The sequence below is a fragment of the Variovorax sp. GW821-FHT10D07 genome, from assembly GCF_059415325.1.
Window position 1 is genome coordinate 66176 of record NZ_JBWKMZ010000023.1, and the last position, 19018, is coordinate 85193.

The window sequence follows — 19018 nt, forward strand, 5'->3', positions numbered from 1 at the left end:
GAACGGAGACAGGACATGAAATCACTCGCGCGCCTGCGGGCGCTGCTCGGAGGGCTGCTGGCCGCGCTGTACGCCGGCACCGCGGCCTGGGCGGCCCCCTACCCGGAACACCCCGTGCGCCTCGTCGTGCCCTACCCGGCGGGCGGCGCCACCGACGGTGCGATCCGGGTGCTGGCCGAGCGGCTCGGTGCCGCCTGGGGCCAGCCCGTCATCGTGGACAACCGGGCCGGCGCCTCGGGCCGGTTGGGCCTCGCGCTGGTGGCCAAGAGTCCGCACAGCTACAACTTCGTGGCCGCCACCAACTCGACCATCAGCGACGAGCTGACGCGCGGCGGCGATGGCTCCTTCCTGCTGGCGCGCGACCTCGTGCCCGTGGTCACCATCTTCACGACGCCGGTCGCGCTGCTGGTGCACACCGGCACGGGCGTCGACAGCATGGCGCAGTACATCGCGCTGGCGCAGCGGCGCCCGGGCGCCGTGAGCTTCGGCTCCAGCGGCGAGGGCACCAGCACCCACTTCTACGGCGAGCTGCTCAAGCGCGAGAGCCGCATCGACATCACGCACATTCCGTTCGCGGGAGAGGGGCCCAACCTCACGGAGCTGCTCGGCGGGCACATCCAGAGCGCCTTCCTCAGCGCCTCGGGCGCGAAGAAGGCGCAGCAGACCGGCAAGACCAGGATCCTCGCGATCACCACGCCCGGCGGCTCGATGCTGCTGCCCGGCGTTCCCAGCTTCACGCAGCTGGGCATCGCGGGGCTCGACCGCGATTCGTGGGTCGGCCTGTTCGCGCCGCTGGGCACGCCGCAGGCGGTGCGCGACGAGGTGGCGCGCGAGGTCCGCAAGGCCTTCGCCGTGCCCGAGGTGCGCGAGCGCTACGTGCAGCTCGGCCTGATCGCCGAGGGCGGAACGCCGCAGGAGCTCGAGCAGCGCGTGCAGGCCGACCGGGCCTACTGGACGCGCGTGGTGCAGGAAACGGGCATCAAGCTCAAGTAGCGCCGCGCCCCACGGGCCTACCAGCGGTACGTCGCCGTCGCCAGCACCTTGCGCGGCTCCCCGTAATAGCAGCTGCCCGAGCTGCAGTTCGCCACGTAGTTGCGGTTGCCCAGGTTGCGCAGGTTCAGCGCGAGGCTCCAGCGCTCGAAGTCGTAGCCCAGCAGCGCGTCGAACACGGTGTACGAGGGCACGGGCACCGGCGTGCTCTGCTGGTAGCCGCGGTTCGAGCCCATGAAGCGCGCGCCCAGGCCGAGCTTCACGCCGTTGGCGAAGCGGTAGTCGGCCCACACCGAGAGCTGGTTGCGCGATACGGCCTGCATCTGCTTGCCGATCTCGCTGGGCGTGCTGCTGGCCGTGACCTCGGCCTTGGGCGTGTAGGTGTAGGCGGCCGTCACGTTCATGCGCGGCATGGGTTCGAACGAGGCCTCGAGCTCGAGGCCGCGCACCAGGATCTCGCCGGTCTGGCGCGGCGTGTAGTCGGCGTCGTAGGTGATGTAGTTCTGGCGCCGCAGGTCGAACACGGCGGCGCTGTACTTGTCCTTGCGGCCCACCGGCTGGTAGCGCACGCCCACCTCGTACTGGCGGCCGGTCTCGGGCTTCAGCGGCTGGTTGGTCTGCGGGTCGACCGTGACCGTGGGCGAGAACGACTCCGAATAGCTGAAGTAGGGCGCCCAGCCGCTCGGATGCAGGTAGACCAGGCCCGCGCGGCTGGTGAACTTGTGGTCGTCGATGCGCGTGGTCGAGCCGTCGATGTGGCTGAACGACACGGCGCGCGCGCTGTCGTAGCGGCCGCCCAGCGTGGCCACCCAGTCGCCCCACTTGATCTGGTCCTGCAGGTAGAAGCCGGTCTGCGACAGCGTGGTGCGCGCATCGAACCACGGGTCGGCGGTGGTGGTGAGGCCGGTGCTCACCGGCAGGTAGCCGTCGATGTCGCTCACGGTGCCGCTGTTGGAGGTGCGCTGGTCGTTGCGCGAGCGCTGGTAGTCGAGGCCGACCAGCAGCGTGTGCTGCCAGTCGCCCCAGCGCAGCTTCGCCTGCAGCTGGTTGTCGATCGAGGCGATGCGCGCGGCCTCCTTGCTCGCGAACGGGAAGCGGCTCAGCACGCGGTAGTTGGCGGGGCTGTCCGGGTTGTCGGCATCCACGGTCACGAAGCTGGGCTGGTTGTAGACCTGCCCGTAGTCGACCTTGATCGAGCCGTAGCGCGCGTTCTGGCGAAAGCTCAGCGTGTCGTTCAGGCGGTGCTCGAACAGGTAGCCGACCATCCACTGGTCCTGGTTGAAGCGGTCGAAGTTCGGATCGCCGACGTAGGTCTTGCGCGAGAACTGGCCGTTGGGATTGGGCAGCAGGGTGCCGACCTCGGGGAAGCTGCCGTAGGAGCTGCCGTCGCGGATGCGCAGGTAGTGGGACAGCAGCGTCAGCGAGGTGTCGCCCGAGGGCTTCCAGGTCAGCGAGGGCGCGATGAAGCTGCGGTCGTTCGGCAGGCCGCTGGCCGGCAGGCTGGCATCGCGCAGCAGGCCCGTGAGGCGGTAGAGCAGCTTGCCCTCGGCATCGAGCGGGCCCGAGAAATCGCCCGCGATCTGGCGCCGCGCGTTGTCGCCGAACTGCAGTTGCAGCTCGCGCAGCGGCTGCGCGGTGGGGCGCTTGCTGACCACGTTGATCATGCCGCCCGGGCCGTTCTGCCCGTAGAGCACCGAGCTAGGGCCGCGCAGCACTTCCACGCGCTCGGTGCCGTAGCTCTCGGTCTGCCAGATGGCCCAGCCGTTGTTGTTGCGCAGCTGCAGGCCGTCGAGGTAGTAGCCGGGCGCCTGCGCGTCGAAGCCGCGCAGGATCGTCCAGTCGAAGCGCGAGTCGGCGCCCCAGGGCGAGACGTTGATGCCCGGCGTGTAGGCCAGCGATTCCTTGAGCCGGGTGGCGCCCGTGGCCTCGATGAAGTCGGCGGTGACGACCGAGATCGATTGCGGCGTCTCGATGATCGGCGTGTCGGTCTTGCTGCCGGCGGTGGCGCGCCGCGCGATGTAGCCGGGAACATGGCCGGTGGCAGTCTCCTCGGTGCCGGCCGTGACCACGATCGGCGGCAGCGCGCCGGTGTCGCCGGCCGAGGCGCGCACCACGGTGAAGGCCGCGTCGCCGTTGCGCACGTAGCCCAGGCCGCTGCCCGCGAGCACGCGCTCGAGCGCCTGCTGCAGCGTGACGGCGCCGCGCACCGCGGGCGCGGTGCGGCCCTCGAGCAGCGAGCTCTCGCCGCCGATGGCGATGCCGTACTGGCGCGACAGCACGCCCAGGCTCTGGGCCAGCGGCTGGGCCGGCAGCGCGAGCTGCAAGGTCGTGGACGGGGCCGCCGGCGCGCCCTGCGCACGCGCGGGGCCGCCCATCGCGAGCAGGGCCGAGGCGATGGCGCAGGCGAGGGCCGCGGCCTGGAGGGAGTCGATGCGGGGGCGCCGCGGGGTCTGCTGGTTCATGTCCGAAGGTCCTGGAGCTGGTTTGCTACAGAAGACCAGCGAGACGCCACGTACCCCCCAAAAATAATCAAAACTTTTTTCAGGGCCGGCGCGCCGCGCCGGCGGCGCGGCCCACGATCCGCGTGCCGCCGTCGGCCAGGCGCTGCGTGCGCACCGGCAGCATCACCGGCAGCGCGCCCACGAAGGCCTGCGGATCGCGCAGCCGGTAGCTGCCGGTCACGCGCAGCTCGCGCAGCGCGGGGTCGTCGGCCAGCTGCAGCGGCTGGCGCAGGTAGTCGTTCCAGCGCGCAATGGCCTCGGGCAGGCGCGTGTTGCGGAACACCAGCCAGCCCTGCCGCCAGTCGGCCACCTCGCCGACGTCGACGCTGCTGCGCGGGCCCAGCCCGCGCGCATCGGCCTCGATGGCCTCGCCGGCCTGCAGCACGGTGCTGGGAGCGGCCGCCTCGTCCTGCCCGGCCCCCCAGACCGCGACCCGGCCCTCGGCCACCGCGAGGCGCATGCGGCCCTCGCGCACCGACACCGTGAACACGGTGCCGAGCACGCGCACGCGGCCCCAGTCTGTGGTGACGGTAAAGGGGCGCTCGGCATCGCGCGCGACCGCGAAGCGCGCCTCGCCGCGCGCCAGGTGCACCGTGCGGCGGTCGCGGTAGAGCAGGACATGCAGCGCCGTGTTGGCTGCCAGGTCGAGCGTGCTGCCGTCGGGCAGCGCATGGGCCAGGGTCTGTGCCTGGCCGGTGCTCGGCGCGGCCTCGTAGACCGGCCGCTGCCAGTACCAGCGCCCGCCGGCACCGGCCAGCGCCGCCAGGCCGGCCACGCCCAGCAGGCCGATCGTGCGGCGCCGCGCGCGCCGTTCCTGCGCGGCGCTCGGCGGCATCGGCAACTGGCCGCGCAGCGCGCCGTCGTCGACCGCGTTCCAGATCCGGTGCGCGGTCGCCGCGGCGTCCGCGTTGGCGGGCGACAGCGCGCGCCAGCGGCCCAGCTCGGCCTGCGCGGCGTCGGCGGCCTCGGGGCTGCCGCGGTGGATGCGTCCGATGAGCGTCAGCGCATGCTCGACCAGCGCGCGCGGCGCGCGCCGTTCGTCGGCGCCGAGCAGGGGCTGTGCGCGCGCGGCCATGGTCAGTCCGCTCCCCCGCCGTAGCCCGCGCAGTCGAGCAGGGCGCGCGTCATGTGGTGCTCGACCGCCTTCTCGCTGATTTCCATGTGGGCCGCGGTCTGCGCATAGCTGAGGCCGTGGATGCGCACGAGCAGGAAGGCATGGCGGCGCTTGCGCGGCATGGCCTCGAGCAGCGCGACCAGCCGCCGCAGTTGCTGCCGGGCCGCCACGTGGCGTTCCACCGAGGGCGCGCTGTCGGGCGCGACCAGCGCCAGCGTGTCGAGCATGCGCAGTTCGGCGGCGCGACGCGCGGCCTGGGTGGCGAGCAGGTTGCGGCCGGTCTGGTAGAGCAGCGCGCGCGGTTCGAGCACCAGGCCGCCCGCGTCCTGGTGGCCGAGCACGCGTGCGTAGGCTTCCTGCACGAGGTCGGCGGCGGTGTCGCCATCGCCGGCCTTGCGGGTGAAATAGCGCAGCAATTCTCTGTGGTAGCGCTCGAGCACGGTACACCTCAGCCGGTGTGGAAACAGGGAACTCCCGTCTTGGCTGAGATGTGGCGGCGGCTGATCCGTGGCGCGGGAGAGGGAGCGGAAATTATAGGGAAGGGCCGTGTCAGCCCGTCTTGCGCTGCATCTTGCGCGCCGTCTCCACCACCACCGCGCGCAGCGACTGCACCATCGGCTGCCCTTCCAGTTCCTTCAGCGTGAAGAAGCTCACCGGCGGCAAGTTCCAGCTCAACCGGTAGGGCAGCGCGGCCCAGTGGCCGGCCTGTTCCATCTCGGCCACCACGTCGCGCGCGAGGATGGCGATGGCATTGGACTCGGTGCGCAGCACCGTCTCCATGCTGCGGATGGCGGTGGTCTCGAGCATCGGCACCGGCGGCTGCACGCCGGCGCCGACGAAGATCGCGTTGTAGGTGCGGCGCATCGGCGTGTTCGGCGGCGGCAGGATCCAGTCGAGCTGCGCGAGCCGGGCCCAGTCGAGCGGCCCGCGCGAGAGCCGCTTCGCGCTCTTGGCCGACACCACCAGGCAGGGCTCCTGCTGGTGGATCGCCTCCTGCACCAGGCCGGTGGCGTCGCCGTCGTACGAACGGCCGATTGCGCAGTCCAGTTCGCGCGCGAGCAGGCCGGCCACCAGTTCGTCGGTGGTGCCTTCGCGCGTCATCACCGCCATGCGCGGCGTGCGGTCGAGCAGGTGCGCGAGCGCGGCCGACAGCAATTGCTGCGGCACCTGCTGCGTGAGCCCCAGGCGCAGCCGGCCGCCGCGGCCCGCCTCGAGCGAGGTCAGCACGCGCGTGGTGGCCTCGAGCTCGGCGAGCCAGCGCCGCGCGTAGTGCAGCACCGCCTCGCCGGCCGCGGTGGGCACCAGGCCGCGGCTGCTGCGCTCGAACAGCCGGTTGCCGAAGATGTCCTCGGTTTCGCGCAGCGCCTTGGTGATCGCGGGCTGGCTCAGCCGCATCTCGGCCGCCACGCGCCCCAGCGTGCGGTGCCGGTCGATGGCCTGCAGCAGCGAGAGCTGGCGCAGCTTGAGGCGCGAGAGCAGCGCGTGCTGCAGGTCGGCGGCGGGGTCGCGGGCGGTCGGGGAGGCCATAACCGTCAGGTTATCGCCCGATCAGAATTTAGTCCACTTTGGTGAATCGCGAGGCCTAGACTTTTCTCCATGCCCGCAGCCACCGCCACGACGCTCATGGCCACCCTGGCCGATCTCCTCGACGCGCTCGACGCAGCGCGCGATGCCGACGAGGCGCTGCGCCGGATCGATCGCTGCCGGCGCGAGCTCGTGCCCGGCAGCATCTTCAGCATCCAGCAGAACGTGACGACCGAAGACGACCCGGCCGGCGAGATCCGGCTGCGCCGCTTCTATTCGTCGGAGGCGCACCGCTACCCGGTCAATGGCGCCAAGCGCAAGACGCACACGCGCTGGACCGATCGCCTGTTTCGCGAGGGCCGCGTGTTCGTGGGCGAGGGCTCGCAGGTGCTGGCGCGCCACTTCGACGACTTCGAGCAGATGCGGCCCGCGGGCCTGTGCAGCGTGGTCAACGTGCCGCTGCTGCAAGGCGCGCAGTGCTTCGCCACCTTCAACGTGTTCGGCGTCCGCGAGCGCTGGCAGCCCGACGAGTTGCTCGGCATCCGCCTGCTGGCGCTGGCCGCCGCGCGCTGGGTGCCGGTCGCGCCCGGCCTGGCCTACCGCTTCGCCGCCGACGCGGTGCCGATCGATCTCCCCGCTCTCTCCATGAAGGCCTGACCATGCAATCCAAGAACCTCGTCGTGATCGTTGGCGGCGGCCCCGTGGGCCTGTCGATGGCGATCCTGCTGCAGCGCTTCGGCGTCGACTTCGTGCTGCTCGAGCGCAGCCCGACCACCACCGACCATCCGAAGGCGCGCGGCACCTACACGCGCACGATGGAGATCTTTAGGCAGTGGGGCATCGACGGCCTGATGAAGCGCCACGCGCTGCCCGACGGCGCCGACTTCTTCGCCTTCTGCGAATCGATGACCGGCCACGAATGGGGCCGCACCCACCCCGAGCCGAACCTGGGCCATTCGCCGTGCTGGAAGATCATCCAGTCGCAGGACACGGTGGAGCAGGAGCTGCTCGCCCATGCCAAGAAGAGCGAGGTCGGCCGCTTCCTGTTCGGCCACGAGTTCCTGCACTACGCCGAGAGCGCCGACGGCATCGCCGTGACCGGCCGCCGGCTCGACACCGGTGAGACGCTGACCTGGCAGGCCCGGTACCTGATCGCGGCCGACGGCGCCGCGAGCTCGGTGCGGCGCCAGGCCGACATCGAGATGCGCGGGCCGGCCACGCTGGCCGTGATGGCCAACGAGTTCTGGCAGGCCGATCTCTCGCAGGTGCGCGACTCGGCCACCTGCGCCGGCTGGCGCGTCTACGCCAAAGACTCGCCGTACCCGATCACCACCGTGCTCAACACCAACGGAAAGGACCGTTGGCTCAACCTGCTGCCGGTGGGCCGCGAGACCGACGAGCGCAGCGGCGCGCGCAGCGACGCCGAGGTGGTGCAGCTCGCGCGCACCGTCTCGGGCGTGCCCAACCTCGAGGTGAAGGTCATCAACCGCTCGGTGTGGCGCATGAGCCGCCAGGTGGCCGCGAACTTCCGGCGCGGCCGCGTGCTGCTGGTCGGCGATTCGGCGCACCGCTTTCCGCCCAATGGCGGCTATGGCATGAACTCGGGCATCCAGGACGCGCACAACCTGGCCTGGAAGCTGGCCTTCGTGCTCAGCGGGCGCGCCAGCGCGCGGCTGCTCGACAGCTACGAGAGCGAGCGCCGGCCGATCGCCGAATCGAACGCCGACTTCAGCCTGCACAACGCGATGCGCTTCAACCATTGCGACGAGGCGCTGCGCTCGGGCAACCGCGAGCGCATCGAGTTCTGGATCCGCGACAGCGACAACCACATCCACAGCATCGGCCAGTCGCTGGGCTTCTGCTACGAGGACGGCGCCGTGATCCCCGACGGCACCGGCCGCCACGTGATGCGCGCGCGCTGGTACGAGCCGGCCGACAAGCCCGGCATGCGTTTTCCGCATCTGTGGCTGGACCTCGCGCGGCGCCACACCACGCTCGACTGGTTCGACCGCGAGTTCGTGCTCGTGGCTGGTCCGCGCGCCGATGCCTGGATGGAGGCGGCGCGCCAGGTGTCGGGCCGCAACGGCCGCGTGGTGCAGGCGCGCCAGCTCGAGGACGCGTACGAGAAGGACGGCCTGCTGCTGGGCCGGCACGGCGCGGTGCTGGTACGGCCCGACGGCCACGTCGCCTTCCGCATGCCGTGGACGCCGACGGACCCGGCCGCCGAGCTGTCGGCCGTGCTGTCGAAGCTGCTGGACTGACGCCATGCCCGTCACCGCGCTGCACCACTTCACGATCCGCTGCACGCCCGCGGAGCTGCCGCCGCTGCTGGACTTCTACACGCGCGTGCTGCGCCTGGAAGCCGGCGCCCGGCCCGAGATTCCGGCGCCCGGCGCCTGGCTCTATGCCGAGGGCCAGCCCATCGTGCACCTGTTCGCCCACCTTGCGACGGCCGATGCGCCGCCGCAGCCGCCCACGGGCCATGTCGACCACATCTCGTTCCGCGCCCACGGGCTGCGCGAGATGCGCGCGCACCTGCGCGCGCTCGACGTGCTCTTCGCCGAGGCGCCGATCCCGGGCTGGGACATCCACCAGCTCTTTCTGCACGACCCGCGCGGACTGAAGGTCGAGATGACCTTCTGGCTGGACCGCGAGGATGAACCGTGGGAGGACGCGGCATGACCGAGTTCGTGCAGGCCGGCGAGGTCCGCATCGCCTTCGACCGCGCGGGCCAGGGTCCGGCGCTGCTGCTGATGCATGGCGCGGAAGCCTCGCGCCAGATGTTCGCCGCGCTGGTGCCGCATCTGGCGAAGCAGTTCACCGTGATCGCCTACGACCAGCGCGACTGCGGCGAGACCGAGGCGCCCGAGCGCGCGGCCACGCTCGCGGACCTCGCGAACGATGCGCAGCAGCTCGTGAAGGCGCTGGGCCTCAAGCGCGCGCATGTGTTCGGCTCCTCTTTCGGCGGCCGCGTGGCGCAGGCGCTGGCGCTGCTGCATCCGCGCGCGGTCGACCGGCTCGTGCTCGGCAGCACCTGGCCGCTGCCGCGCCCCTACGAGGAGCTGTGCCCCGATGCGAGCCGCCTGGCCGAGCTGCGCCGCGGCCTGCCGGGCACGGCCGAGGAGCTCGCGACCTGGTTCTTTCCCGAGGCCTTCCTCGCGCAGCGCCCCGAGCTGCGCCGCGTGTTCGCCGCCGCGCGGCCCGAGACCGCGCGCTCGGCGCGGCGCATGGCGACCGTCGCCACCACCTTGGCGCAGGGCGTGGCCGACATCGTCGCGCCGACCCTGGTGCTCGCCGGCGAGCTCGACCGCGTGGTGCCGCCGACCGTGACGCTCGCGATGGCTGGCCGCATCCGCGGCGCCGATGCCGTGCTGCTGCCCGCCATCGGCCACGTGACCGCGATGCAGGCGCCCGAGGTGCTCGCGCGCCACATGGTCCGTTTCCTGAACCCCGAAGGAGTCCACGCATGAATGCCGTCCTGGAGCCCGAGACCGTCCCCGCCGCGCCCGCCGGCAAGGAGGACTACATCCGCGTCGAAGGCCTGTCGAAGACCTTCGGCGGCGGCAGCGAGGGCGTGCTCGCGTTGAAGCAGATCGACTTCGGCATCCGCCAGGGTTCCTTCGTCACCATCGTCGGCCCGAGCGGCTGCGGCAAGAGCACGCTGCTGCGCATCCTGGCCGGCCTGCTCGACTACGAGGTCGGCACCGTGCTGCTCGACGGCCAGCCGATCCGCGGCACGCGGCGCGACGTGGGCGTGGTGTTCCAGAGCTCGATCCTGCTGCCCTGGCGCAGCATCCTCGAGAACGTGATGCTGCCGGCCGAGGTGCTGGGCCTCGACAAGGCGAAGGCGCGCGAGCGCGCGATGCAGCTGCTCGCGATGGTGCGGCTCGAGGGCTTCGAGCACAAGCTGCCGCGCCAGCTCAGCGGCGGCATGCAGCAGCGCGCTTCCATCGCGCGGGCGCTGCTGCACGACCCCAAGATCCTCTTGATGGACGAGCCCTTCGGCGCGCTCGACGCGATGACGCGCGAGCGCATGAACCTCGAGCTGCAGCGCATCTGGATGGAGAGCGGCAAGACCGTGGTGCTGATCACGCACTCCATTCCCGAGGCCGTGTTCCTCGGCGATCGCGTGTTCGTGATGTCGCCGCGCCCCGGCATGCTCGAGCGCGTGCTGCCCATCGACCTGCCGCGCCCGCGCGGCATGGAGGCGATGTCGCACCCGGCCTTCGCGGCCGCGGCCGCCTCGATCCGCGAGCGCTTCTCGCATGCCGCTTCCTTCGATTGAGAGAAAGGCCGACGCCATGACCACCGCCCTGTTGAGTTCCGAGGCCGCGCCGCTATCGGCCAAGCCACCGCGCCCGCGCCGCACCAACCCGCTGGCCTCGCCGCGCGTGCAGTCGATCCTGCTGCTGATCACGCTGCTCGGTTCGTGGGAAGGCGCCGTGCGGCTGTTCAAGGTGCCGAGGCACCTGGTACCGCCGGTCAGCGACATCGCGATCGCGCTGTGGCGCGGCCTCGCCACCGGGCCGTTCGCGAAGGACGGCTTCTGGTACCACGGCGGCATCACGCTGGCCGAGATCCTGCTGGGCTTCTTCGTCGGCGGCGGCATCGGGCTGGCGATCGGCATCGTGGTCTCGCAGATGCCGCGGCTCGAGCGCCTGCTCGAGCCCTACGTGGCCGCGCTGCAGAGCGTGCCCAAGGTGGCGGTGGCACCGATCATCGTGGTCTGGCTGGGCTTCGGCATCAGCTCCAAGGTGATGATCATCTGCCTCTTGACCTTCTTCCCGGTGCTGGTGACCAGCATCGCGGGCTTCAAGGCCGTTGACCCGGACCGCATCGACCTGCTGCGGTCTCTGTCGGCCACGCCGTGGCAGATCTTCCGCAAGGCCAAGTTCCCGAGTGCGCTGCCCTACATCTTCGCGGGCCTCAACATGGCCGCGGCCTTCAGCGTGGTCGGCGCCGTGGTGGGCGAGTTCGTCGGTGCCCAGGCCGGGCTCGGCGTGCTGATCCTGCAGATGGAAGCCCAAGCCGACAGCGGCGGCAGCTTCGCCGTCTGCGTCGTGCTCTCGGTGATCGGCATCGCGCTGACCAGTGCCCTGCGCCGCGTGCAGCAGCGCGTGCTGCACTGGATGCCGGCCGATGCCTCGCAGCGCACGGTCAACGTCTGATCCCTTCCTTCCCCTTTTTCTCTTGCCATCTCGAAACGTCCGGCGCGACGCCGGTGAGGAGCGAACCATGTGGACACGACGCGATTTCGGCCTGGGCCTCGGCGCCCTGGGATTGGCGGGCAGCCTGCCGGCCCTGGCGCAGAAGCTGCGCGTGATGAAGGTGGCGAACACCGCCGGCGTCAACGATCCGCAGCAGTGCTTCGTGACCGCGGGCCAGCATCCGCGGCTGAACTTCTACAAGCCCGAGGGCGTGGACGTCGAGTACGTCAACATGTCGAGCATGACGCAGGCGCTGCAGAGCCTGCGCGCCGGCCACGTCGACTACGGGCCCGCCGTGCCCGGCATCCTGCTGCCCGCGATGGCCAAGGACCCGGGGCTCGACCTCGTGAGCGTCTACAAGTGGCTGCCGCGCAATGCCAACGTCGTCGTCGTCAAGCCCGGCAGCGCTATCCGCTCGGTGGCCGATCTCGCGGGCAAGCGCATCGGCGTGCGCAGCCAGGGCGACACCGGCATCGTCGTCACCCGCACCATGCTGGCCGAGCTGGGCCTGAAGGACGACCGGTGCGAGTACATCGCCATCGGTGATGGCGCCCCAGCCGGCGCGGCGATCGACAACGACCGCGTCGACGCGATGGTGGCTTTCGACACCGCGGCCGCGCGCGTCGAGCTCGTCGGCACCAAGCTGCGCTACGTGCCGCTCACGCCGAAGTTCGCGCAGTTCGGCTCGGGCTGGCTGTGCGTGCCGCGCGAACTGCTGAAGAAGGAGCGCAAGGCCCTGGTGGGCCTGTTCCGCGGCATGGCCAAGTCCACCCTGTTCGCGCACCACAACCTCGAGGCCGGCATCGACCTGCACTGGGCCGTGTATCCCGAGAGCCGGCCCAAGGGCCGCAGCGAGGACGAGGCGCGCAAGGAGCTGGCCTTCATCCTCAAGGACCGCCGCAATAGCTGGATGCGTCGGCCCGACGATCCCGATCAGCGCATCGGTGCCTCGTCGCTGGCCGAGTGGAAGTCCAACATCGAGATGGCCGTGGACGGCAGCAGGAACCCGAAGCTGGCCGACGAGCTCGGCGACCCGAACCGGCTGTTCACCAACGAGCTGATCGACGAGGTCAACGCCTTCGACAAGCAGGCGGTGGTGGAGATGGCGAAGGCGTTCAGGCTGTAGCCGACACGGCTCAAGCCATGTAGCCGAGATCGCGGATGTCGGCGCGCACCGACTCGCGGTCGGAGCCGTACAGCGGCAGGCTGGCCAGCAGCTCGAGCCGCCGCCGCATCGAATAGAGCGTCTGCAGCGCCTTGTGCGCCGCCTCCTCGGGATCGGCGATGGCGGCCGTATCGGGATAGGCCCACAGCGCGGTATGGGGCTGGCCGGGCCAGGCCGGCTGCAGGCGGTCGATGTCGGCATCGAGCGCGATCACGAACTCGGCCTCGAAGCCGCGCACGGGTACGAACTCGTTCCAGCCACGCGGCTTGATCTCGGGTAAGGGAATACCCGCGGTGCGCAGCGCCGACACGACCGCCGGATCCACCGCTGCGCCAATGCGCAGGGGCTGGCCGCAGGAGCGGGCGTGGAAGCGTTTCTCGGCGATGTGGGTGAGACAGGCCTGCGCCATGATGCTGCGCAGCGTGTTTCGTCGGGAGACGAAGAGCACGTTGATTTTTCTGTGCATGACTGCGGAATGTAGCGCGGGCTTGGCTGGTTTGCTCGGAGCGCGATTCGATGGTCGCTTGTGCGGCGGACCGTGCCGGGTCTTGTCCATCGCGCGGCTTCGGCGCCTCGGTGGGTGCGCCAGCCGAGCTAATAAGACCTTGCCTTGCAAATCGAACTGGTGGAACGCACCCCAATTGAGCAGGTCAACGCGGGCACTCATCAAGAATAGGTAAGCGCTCAGATGTGATTCTGGAACATGCTGACTCCACAGTGATTGTTTACGTTCACCCCGTTACCACTCGGCCTGATGGGAAGATTTCCGTCGTCGCCAAGTGTTGAAGTTAGCTCTGATACCCGGTTTGCAAAAACCACTGTGATCGCACTAATCCAGCATAAAGAGCTGCCTCCCACTCGTTCGAATACTCGTAGGAATTCGCCTTCTTGTTCAAATACCATTCCAACTCTACTGAGGTTAGGTTGCGGAAGAATTCTTTGGTTCCCGATAAATGGCTTGCTGCCTGCACGGCATATCTCGAGGCTAGCTTAAGTTCCGTGAAATAATTCCGCACCCTTCGGCTTAAGCGGTCGTCCCAATTCAATGGAGTTTCCATTCGGTAAGTGACTGTCACTGGCAAAGTTTCAATCACATCGCAAAATAGCCAGCCATCTGTTTCGACGCGCGAGTCCTCAAAATATGGATGCGGCATTTCCGTCTCTGGCGTTATTACGCCGGAGCCTTTACCTTTGTTGCAGTCCGCGCAAGATGGCACCAAATTAATAGGTAAAACAGAGAATGCAGGATACCTGGATTTTGCGGCAAAGTGGTCCAACGTGGAAACATGTCCGAATCCGCAGAATGGGCAAATTCCCAGTTTGGTCAATCGCAATCTATCGTAGTGCAAACGGCCAGTACCTTTGGCGCTCGACATTTGATCATCGTATAGTGCAACAAATTCGGATTTAGTAATGTTCGCCAGAATGACTTGCTCCCCATCTCCCCAATCGCAGGAGTTAAGCATGTGCAATTGCCTATTTCCCGCATGCAAGGCATACTGCCCAGATGCCGCATCCACGACTTGAATTGCTGAATTAAATCTAACAGATAACTCCGCAGCCGTCACGCCTGCCACGCAATCCGAATATACCGTTGCTCGGCTTAGAGCCGGGATCGGCAATAGCCTCATTGCTGCTCCCGATCTGCTTTTGCTCTAAGAAGCGTTATTAGGATGGCTTGAGCTTCATCACCAAGTTGCCCATTGAAATGTTGCAAGATGCTTGCGAAAGTCCCTCCGCCTTCAACAGCTCGCTCTAGCATTTCGTGGAAGCCTGACTTTGAAACTTCCAATCCAAATACCTCACGGGTCAGCACCCCAACATTCTCACCGAAGGTCTCACGCTCGGGTCTGTCGCTTCGAGCCTCAAGGCGGCTTCTTGTGAGCTTCCAAACACACGATCTGGGAACTTCTTGAAGAACGACCGGCGAGTGCGTAGCAACGATGGCAACTCCGTTGCGGTTGTACAGCAATTCTGAAACTGCGCGAGTAAACGCGGAGAGAAGAGGCGGATGAAGATGGCTCTCCGGTTCGTCCAGAAGAACTAGCGTCTTCTCTTCCACCAGCTCGACAAGTCTCGTAAGCGTCAGCAATACGATGGAATGACCTGAACTCATTCGACGGGCCATCGAGCGCGCCTCTTGAATTGCGTGGTCGTCAGTTAGGTCGGTGAGGTGTGTCCAACCCATCTCTTTAAAATTTGTATCGGATTCAAGTCGTGAGACTGCGTCGAAAAATCTTATCTTTTTTGTAGGCTGGCTCATACAGAAACTAAAGCTCTCCACAAACTCGTTTACTAGGTCAGCATCTGTTTTGGGAGGACTCGATTCCTGGCCGTCACCTTGGCGAATTGTTTTCATCCCCACGTAGTAGTAGGCCGGCCCTTCAGTTCTATCTGGTCTATCCATGGGAGGGATGAACGGGTCAAACGCGCTAAAGGAAACGGAAACAACGCTGCTGAAGTAATCTTTTTGCATACCGGAGGCAAACATTGCGCGATCGATGAACCGGCAGGGTGGCTTGGTCGGCGGGCCATTTGCAACCAATGCTCGCACCATGTTATTTAATAGCGTAGTCTTGCCGACCCCGTTCCGGCCGATAAGAACATGGATGTTGGTTGAAGGATAAGACGCGGCATTGACGTTGAAAATCAAACTAACTGCCGCATGGCGCTCGTCGGCATCTTGTTGGAATGTGAATTTAAAGTCCGAAAGCTGCGCCTCGCCTCTAAGGACTCGCTTGTATTGCCCATTAATAACCGAAGAGCTCACTCCGCGCATTAGCGAATTCTTGAATACCTGCTCCGACTCTGCCAATTTATGGATGGAATCGTTGGCGACAACGTCTCTCAATGCAAGTAAAAGGGTTTCGCGCACTTCATCTGGGAGTTTATTTTTAAGAGTTTGATAATAATCAACATCTTGCCCCAACGAAAACCACCCTTCGGGTAGTTCATTAAAAGATTTTGGCATGGCCTCTTCTGTCCAGCCATGCGTTTGACCAGAGTACCCAATCTTGACCGTGCCAAAATCAAGTCGCGCCCCGTCATGAGCTATGAATAAAAGCGAAAAGCTTGTTTTAAATGAGTAGTCATCCCAATTCCCTGGAGATAATTGGAATGTATTACGAGAGTTGCTGTCGGAATACTCTCGGAGCATGAGTTTTTTGAAGGTGAGTAGCATAAACTCCTCGAGTTAAGGTGGCAAAAATATGGGGCACCCGACAACGCAAAAGCGTCAACATACTTTTTGCAAACTGTTTTATTAATTGGCAGGGACGCTTTCTTCAGGTCGCCATCCGTTTTTGTACAGTGTACGAAAATTTTTGAATCGAATTGGCGTTGGCTACTCCCATGATCTGACCGATGGTGAGTGCGGGTACTTTTCGGACTGGGGCTCGGAAGAAATGGCCGAATGGAACGACTATTGGTTTTCCACTCCGCTTCCGGAGCGGCATTCCCCTTAGATGCCGATCCTCCGATGGGACTTCGCATCCATGCTCGATGGCTCAGGATGGAGACTACGATCTGATCGCGATCCGGCCGCAGGCAACACGGCATGTGCTGGAGTTCAATCCACACGGCTATCCGTACGGTGGCACCAACAGTCTTGTTGCGCTGGTCGAGTGCTTCGGCCATCGAGTCATTGGCGTTGATGACGGGACGGGATATGAGAAGTACGTGCCACGCACAAACATCTGGAACCCGTCTGCTAGGCGTGAAGTTTGATCTCGTGGTGCGCCGGAAATGAATGGCTACGCGGGAGTAATCCTGGTGGCGGTTTCGCGCTCTTTCGCCGCGGTGGCGCAACCGGCGACAGTCTGCAAAGAGCAGTCGTCGATGGATGAAGGTTCACCAGCAGTCATCGCTCGACTACTGAGCGATGTGCAGACGCCTCAACTCTCCATGCCGGGTGGCCAGTCCTCGTAGAAGCTGCTGCCTTCGGGGATCGGTCGCCCATCCATGATGTGTGCAGCCCATGCGAGTACATGCGCCATGTTCTCGGACCCACTTGGTGACAGTCCACATGACTCGGCAACTTCCCCCAGTCGCGCACGGCAGATATCGAGGTGGCGCCGGACCCCTTCAGGTCCACCGAGGTAGGAGTGAAATTCGTCTAGATCAATGCCTAGCCCGGAGATTCCATAGGTGCCAGCCACGCCGGCTGCATCCTCGTAGATGGCCATGACATCTTGACCTTCAAGAGTCGCGACAGTCGTCAGCACTTCACAAAAAGCATCTTTCATCCCGTTGCTGACCCAGAGGTCCATTTTGTTGTTGATCAAGATGGGGGCGCCCATGGGGTTTGCCTTTGAATACGCCTTGGCGTTTGGGTTGTCAGGCCTCAGCGATGCTGGGTGTTCGCGGCTATCGCTACCAAAGTCGAACTCAATGGTGGCTTTGGAGAAGATGCTACATCCGCTTCGGGCCCATATGGGACCTCGAAGACTCCCCTAAAGCGGCCACTCAGCCCGAGACCGAATCCACCCACCAGCTAGCGCCAGACCTCGTTGTCAGCCCGCCTTCCTCCGCAGAAATCGCGTCAGCCGTTCATGCACTTCGCCCGTCGCCTGAACATGGGCGGCGACCAGCGCTTCCATGTACAGGCCGTTGGAGTGCGACATGCCGGCGATGCGAGGCAGGGCGGTGACGATGGCCCTGTTGGTGGCATGCGCGTTGCGCGAAATCTTTTGTGCCAGCGCTCGGGCACGCGCGAGCGCCGTGCCTTCTTTCACGACCTCGTGGACCAAGCCGATGCGAAGCGCCTGCTGCGCATCGATGACGCGGCCAGTCAGCATCATCTCGGTCATCCGGTCCGTGCCGACGATGCGTGCGACACGGACGGTCGCGCCGCCACCCGTGAAGATGCCTCGCTCGCCTTCGGGAAGCGCGAAGAACGCGGTTTCGTCGGCAATGCGCACATGCGCCGATGCCGCAAGCTCGAGACCGCCGCCGAGCACCGCGCCCTGCAACGCGGCGACGACCGGCACGCCCCCTTGCTGCAGCGCGTCGAACGCCGAGTGCCAGAGCCGGCACAAGCGGAAGAAATCGTCCGGACCGCGTTGGAGCGCCACGTGCTCCGCCAGGTCCAGTCCGGCACAGAAGTGAGGTCCTTCGGCGCTGAGCAGGAACACTGCCGTTCCTTCGGGCGGCGTCAATGCGAGTTGCAGCAGCGCTTGCACGGTCGCGCTGTCCAGCGCGTTGCGTTGCCGCGGTCGGTCGAGCACCACCGTCGTCACGGCGTCGTCGTGGTGCCAGCGCAGAGGGGCGGCCTGATCGTTGGCTGAAGAGGACATGGCGCTTGCTCCCGTGTCAGCGCATCGCCGCTTCAAGAGCCTGCCGCAGGTCGGCCATCAGGTCGGCTTCGTCCTCCAGGCCCACGGAAAGACGCACGAGCCCGTCGCCGATGAGATGCCGCCGGCGCTCTTCCTCGGTGTAGGGCGAATGGGTCATGCTGGCGGGATGCTGGGCCAGGCTCTCCGCGTCGCCGAGGCTCACCGCTCGCGTCACGAGCTGGAGCGCGTCGATGAAGCGCTTTCCGGCCTCCACGCCGCCGTGCAGGTCGAACGCGATCATGCCGCCCGGTTGTGTCATCTGGCGTCGGGCCAGTGCATGCTGGGGATGGGACGCAAGACCGGGGTAGTGGACGACCGCCACCTGCGGGCATGCCTCGAGAAACTCGGCGATCCGCTGCGCGCTGCGGCAGTGGCGATCCATGCGCACGGGCAAGGTCTTCAGGCCGCGCAACACCAGGAACGCGTCCATTGGCGACATGCAGGCACCCGTGAGTTCCTTGATGCCGACGAAGCGCATCCGCGCCATCAGCTCGCCGCTTCCGACGAGCGCCCCGGCGATCACATCGCCGTGCCCGTTGATGTACTTGGTGAGCGAATGCACGACGACGTCGGCGCCGAGGGCCAGCGGCCGTTGCAGGTAAGGCGTGCAGTAGGTGCTGTCCACCGCGACTAGCGCGCTGCTGTGGGCATGCACGACGGCGCTGACGGCTTCGATGTCCACCAGCCGCATGTTCGGATTGGCGGGCGTCTCGAACAGCACGAGCCTGGTCCGTGCATTCAGATGCTCGCGCAGTTCGTCGGGCCGGGTGAAGTCCACCGCGCGGGTCACGATGCCGAACTCGGGCAGCAGGTGGTTGGCCAGGGCATGCGTGCAGCCGTAGAGCGTGAGGTCGACCAGCAGTTCGTCGCCCGGCCGCAGCAAGGTCCAGATCAAGGTGCAGATGGCGCCCATTCCGGAACCGAAGGCGAGGGCCGCTTCGCCGCCTTCGAGCGCGGCGAGCCGCTCCTCGAGCACCTGCACGGTCGGATTGGTGACGCGCGAATAGATCATCCCGGCCTCCTCGCCGGCGAAGCGGGCCGATCCCTGGGCGGCGTTCTCGAACGCATAGGTGGACGACCAGTAGATCGGCGGATTGAGCGCGCCCTGATGGGTCATCGGGGCGTATCCGGCGTGGATAGCTTGCGTGGAGAAGGAGCGGGAGGCGGTGTCCATGGGCGAGAAC

The 19018-nt window shown here is 66.5% G+C and carries 18 protein-coding genes; 8 read left to right on the forward strand and 10 right to left on the reverse strand.

Annotated features, from left to right (window positions below):
- Positions 1 to 15: 15 nt before the first annotated feature.
- Positions 16 to 993, forward strand: a complete 978-nt coding sequence (locus tag AC07PU_RS39305; RefSeq protein WP_495323287.1) for a Bug family tripartite tricarboxylate transporter substrate binding protein — start codon at positions 16 to 18, stop codon at positions 991 to 993.
- Positions 994 to 1010: 17 nt separating this feature from the next.
- On the opposite strand, the gene AC07PU_RS39310 is transcribed toward AC07PU_RS39305, so the two are convergent.
- The 4 genes from AC07PU_RS39310 to AC07PU_RS39325 form a co-directional block, all read right to left on the reverse strand.
- Positions 1011 to 3452, reverse strand: a complete 2442-nt coding sequence (locus tag AC07PU_RS39310; RefSeq protein ID WP_495323288.1) for a TonB-dependent siderophore receptor — start codon at positions 3450 to 3452, stop codon at positions 1011 to 1013.
- Positions 3453 to 3531: 79 nt separating this feature from the next.
- A complete protein-coding gene (locus AC07PU_RS39315; RefSeq protein WP_495323289.1) occupies positions 3532 to 4566 on the reverse strand; it encodes a FecR family protein in 1035 nt (344 codons plus the stop codon).
- A gap of 2 nt (positions 4567 to 4568) precedes the next feature.
- On the reverse strand, positions 4569 to 5045 hold the full coding sequence (locus tag AC07PU_RS39320) for an RNA polymerase sigma factor (protein ID WP_495323290.1): 477 nt from the start codon (positions 5043 to 5045) through the stop codon (positions 4569 to 4571).
- A gap of 109 nt (positions 5046 to 5154) precedes the next feature.
- A complete protein-coding gene (locus AC07PU_RS39325; RefSeq protein ID WP_495323291.1) occupies positions 5155 to 6132 on the reverse strand; it encodes a LysR family transcriptional regulator in 978 nt (325 codons plus the stop codon).
- 69 nt (positions 6133 to 6201) lie between these two features.
- Between AC07PU_RS39325 and AC07PU_RS39330 the strand changes: the two genes are divergently transcribed.
- The 7 genes from AC07PU_RS39330 to AC07PU_RS39360 all read left to right on the forward strand — a co-directional run bounded on the left by AC07PU_RS39330 (position 6202) and on the right by AC07PU_RS39360 (position 12462).
- A complete protein-coding gene (locus AC07PU_RS39330; RefSeq protein WP_495323292.1) occupies positions 6202 to 6786 on the forward strand; it encodes a GAF domain-containing protein in 585 nt (194 codons plus the stop codon).
- A 2-nt stretch (positions 6787 to 6788) separates the two neighbouring features.
- Positions 6789 to 8390, forward strand: coding sequence for an FAD-dependent monooxygenase (locus tag AC07PU_RS39335; RefSeq protein ID WP_495323293.1), 1602 nt, complete (start codon positions 6789 to 6791; stop codon positions 8388 to 8390).
- A 4-nt stretch (positions 8391 to 8394) separates the two neighbouring features.
- Positions 8395 to 8811, forward strand: coding sequence for a VOC family protein (locus AC07PU_RS39340; protein WP_495323294.1), 417 nt, complete (start codon positions 8395 to 8397; stop codon positions 8809 to 8811).
- On the forward strand, positions 8808 to 9599 hold the full coding sequence (locus AC07PU_RS39345) for an alpha/beta fold hydrolase (RefSeq protein ID WP_495323295.1): 792 nt from the start codon (positions 8808 to 8810) through the stop codon (positions 9597 to 9599). Before AC07PU_RS39340 ends, AC07PU_RS39345 begins: the two co-directional genes overlap by 4 nt.
- Positions 9596 to 10414 carry an ABC transporter ATP-binding protein gene (locus tag AC07PU_RS39350; protein WP_261206264.1) on the forward strand — a complete coding sequence of 273 codons (819 nt, stop codon included), beginning with the start codon at positions 9596 to 9598 and terminating at the stop codon, positions 10412 to 10414. The genes AC07PU_RS39345 and AC07PU_RS39350 overlap by 4 nt, the downstream gene beginning before the upstream one ends.
- A 16-nt stretch (positions 10415 to 10430) precedes the next feature.
- Complete coding sequence (locus AC07PU_RS39355; RefSeq protein WP_296786844.1) at positions 10431 to 11297, forward strand: ABC transporter permease; 867 nt, start codon at positions 10431 to 10433, stop codon at positions 11295 to 11297.
- A 67-nt stretch (positions 11298 to 11364) separates the two neighbouring features.
- Positions 11365 to 12462 (forward strand): ABC transporter substrate-binding protein, encoded by a 1098-nt coding sequence (locus tag AC07PU_RS39360; protein WP_495323296.1) that lies wholly within the window; start codon positions 11365 to 11367, stop codon positions 12460 to 12462.
- Positions 12463 to 12472: 10 nt separating this feature from the next.
- Here AC07PU_RS39360 and AC07PU_RS39365 read toward each other — a convergent pair whose 3' ends face one another.
- From AC07PU_RS39365 to megL, 6 genes are all read right to left on the reverse strand, one after another.
- Positions 12473 to 13057: an arsenate-mycothiol transferase ArsC gene (locus AC07PU_RS39365; RefSeq protein ID WP_495323297.1), complete on the reverse strand. Its 585-nt coding sequence runs from the start codon at positions 13055 to 13057 to the stop codon at positions 12473 to 12475.
- 232 nt (positions 13058 to 13289) lie between these two features.
- Positions 13290 to 14078 (reverse strand): hypothetical protein, encoded by a 789-nt coding sequence (locus tag AC07PU_RS39370; protein ID WP_495323298.1) that lies wholly within the window; start codon positions 14076 to 14078, stop codon positions 13290 to 13292.
- 50 nt (positions 14079 to 14128) lie between these two features.
- Positions 14129 to 15682: an AAA family ATPase gene (locus tag AC07PU_RS39375; RefSeq protein ID WP_495323299.1), complete on the reverse strand. Its 1554-nt coding sequence runs from the start codon at positions 15680 to 15682 to the stop codon at positions 14129 to 14131.
- Positions 15683 to 16394: 712 nt separating this feature from the next.
- A complete protein-coding gene (locus AC07PU_RS39380; protein ID WP_495323300.1) occupies positions 16395 to 16799 on the reverse strand; it encodes a hypothetical protein in 405 nt (134 codons plus the stop codon).
- Positions 16800 to 17012: 213 nt separating this feature from the next.
- A complete protein-coding gene (locus AC07PU_RS39385; protein WP_495323301.1) occupies positions 17013 to 17795 on the reverse strand; it encodes a crotonase/enoyl-CoA hydratase family protein in 783 nt (260 codons plus the stop codon).
- 16 nt (positions 17796 to 17811) lie between these two features.
- Positions 17812 to 19008, reverse strand: a complete 1197-nt coding sequence (gene megL / locus AC07PU_RS39390; RefSeq protein ID WP_495323302.1) for a methionine gamma-lyase — start codon at positions 19006 to 19008, stop codon at positions 17812 to 17814.
- Positions 19009 to 19018 lie beyond the last annotated feature (10 nt).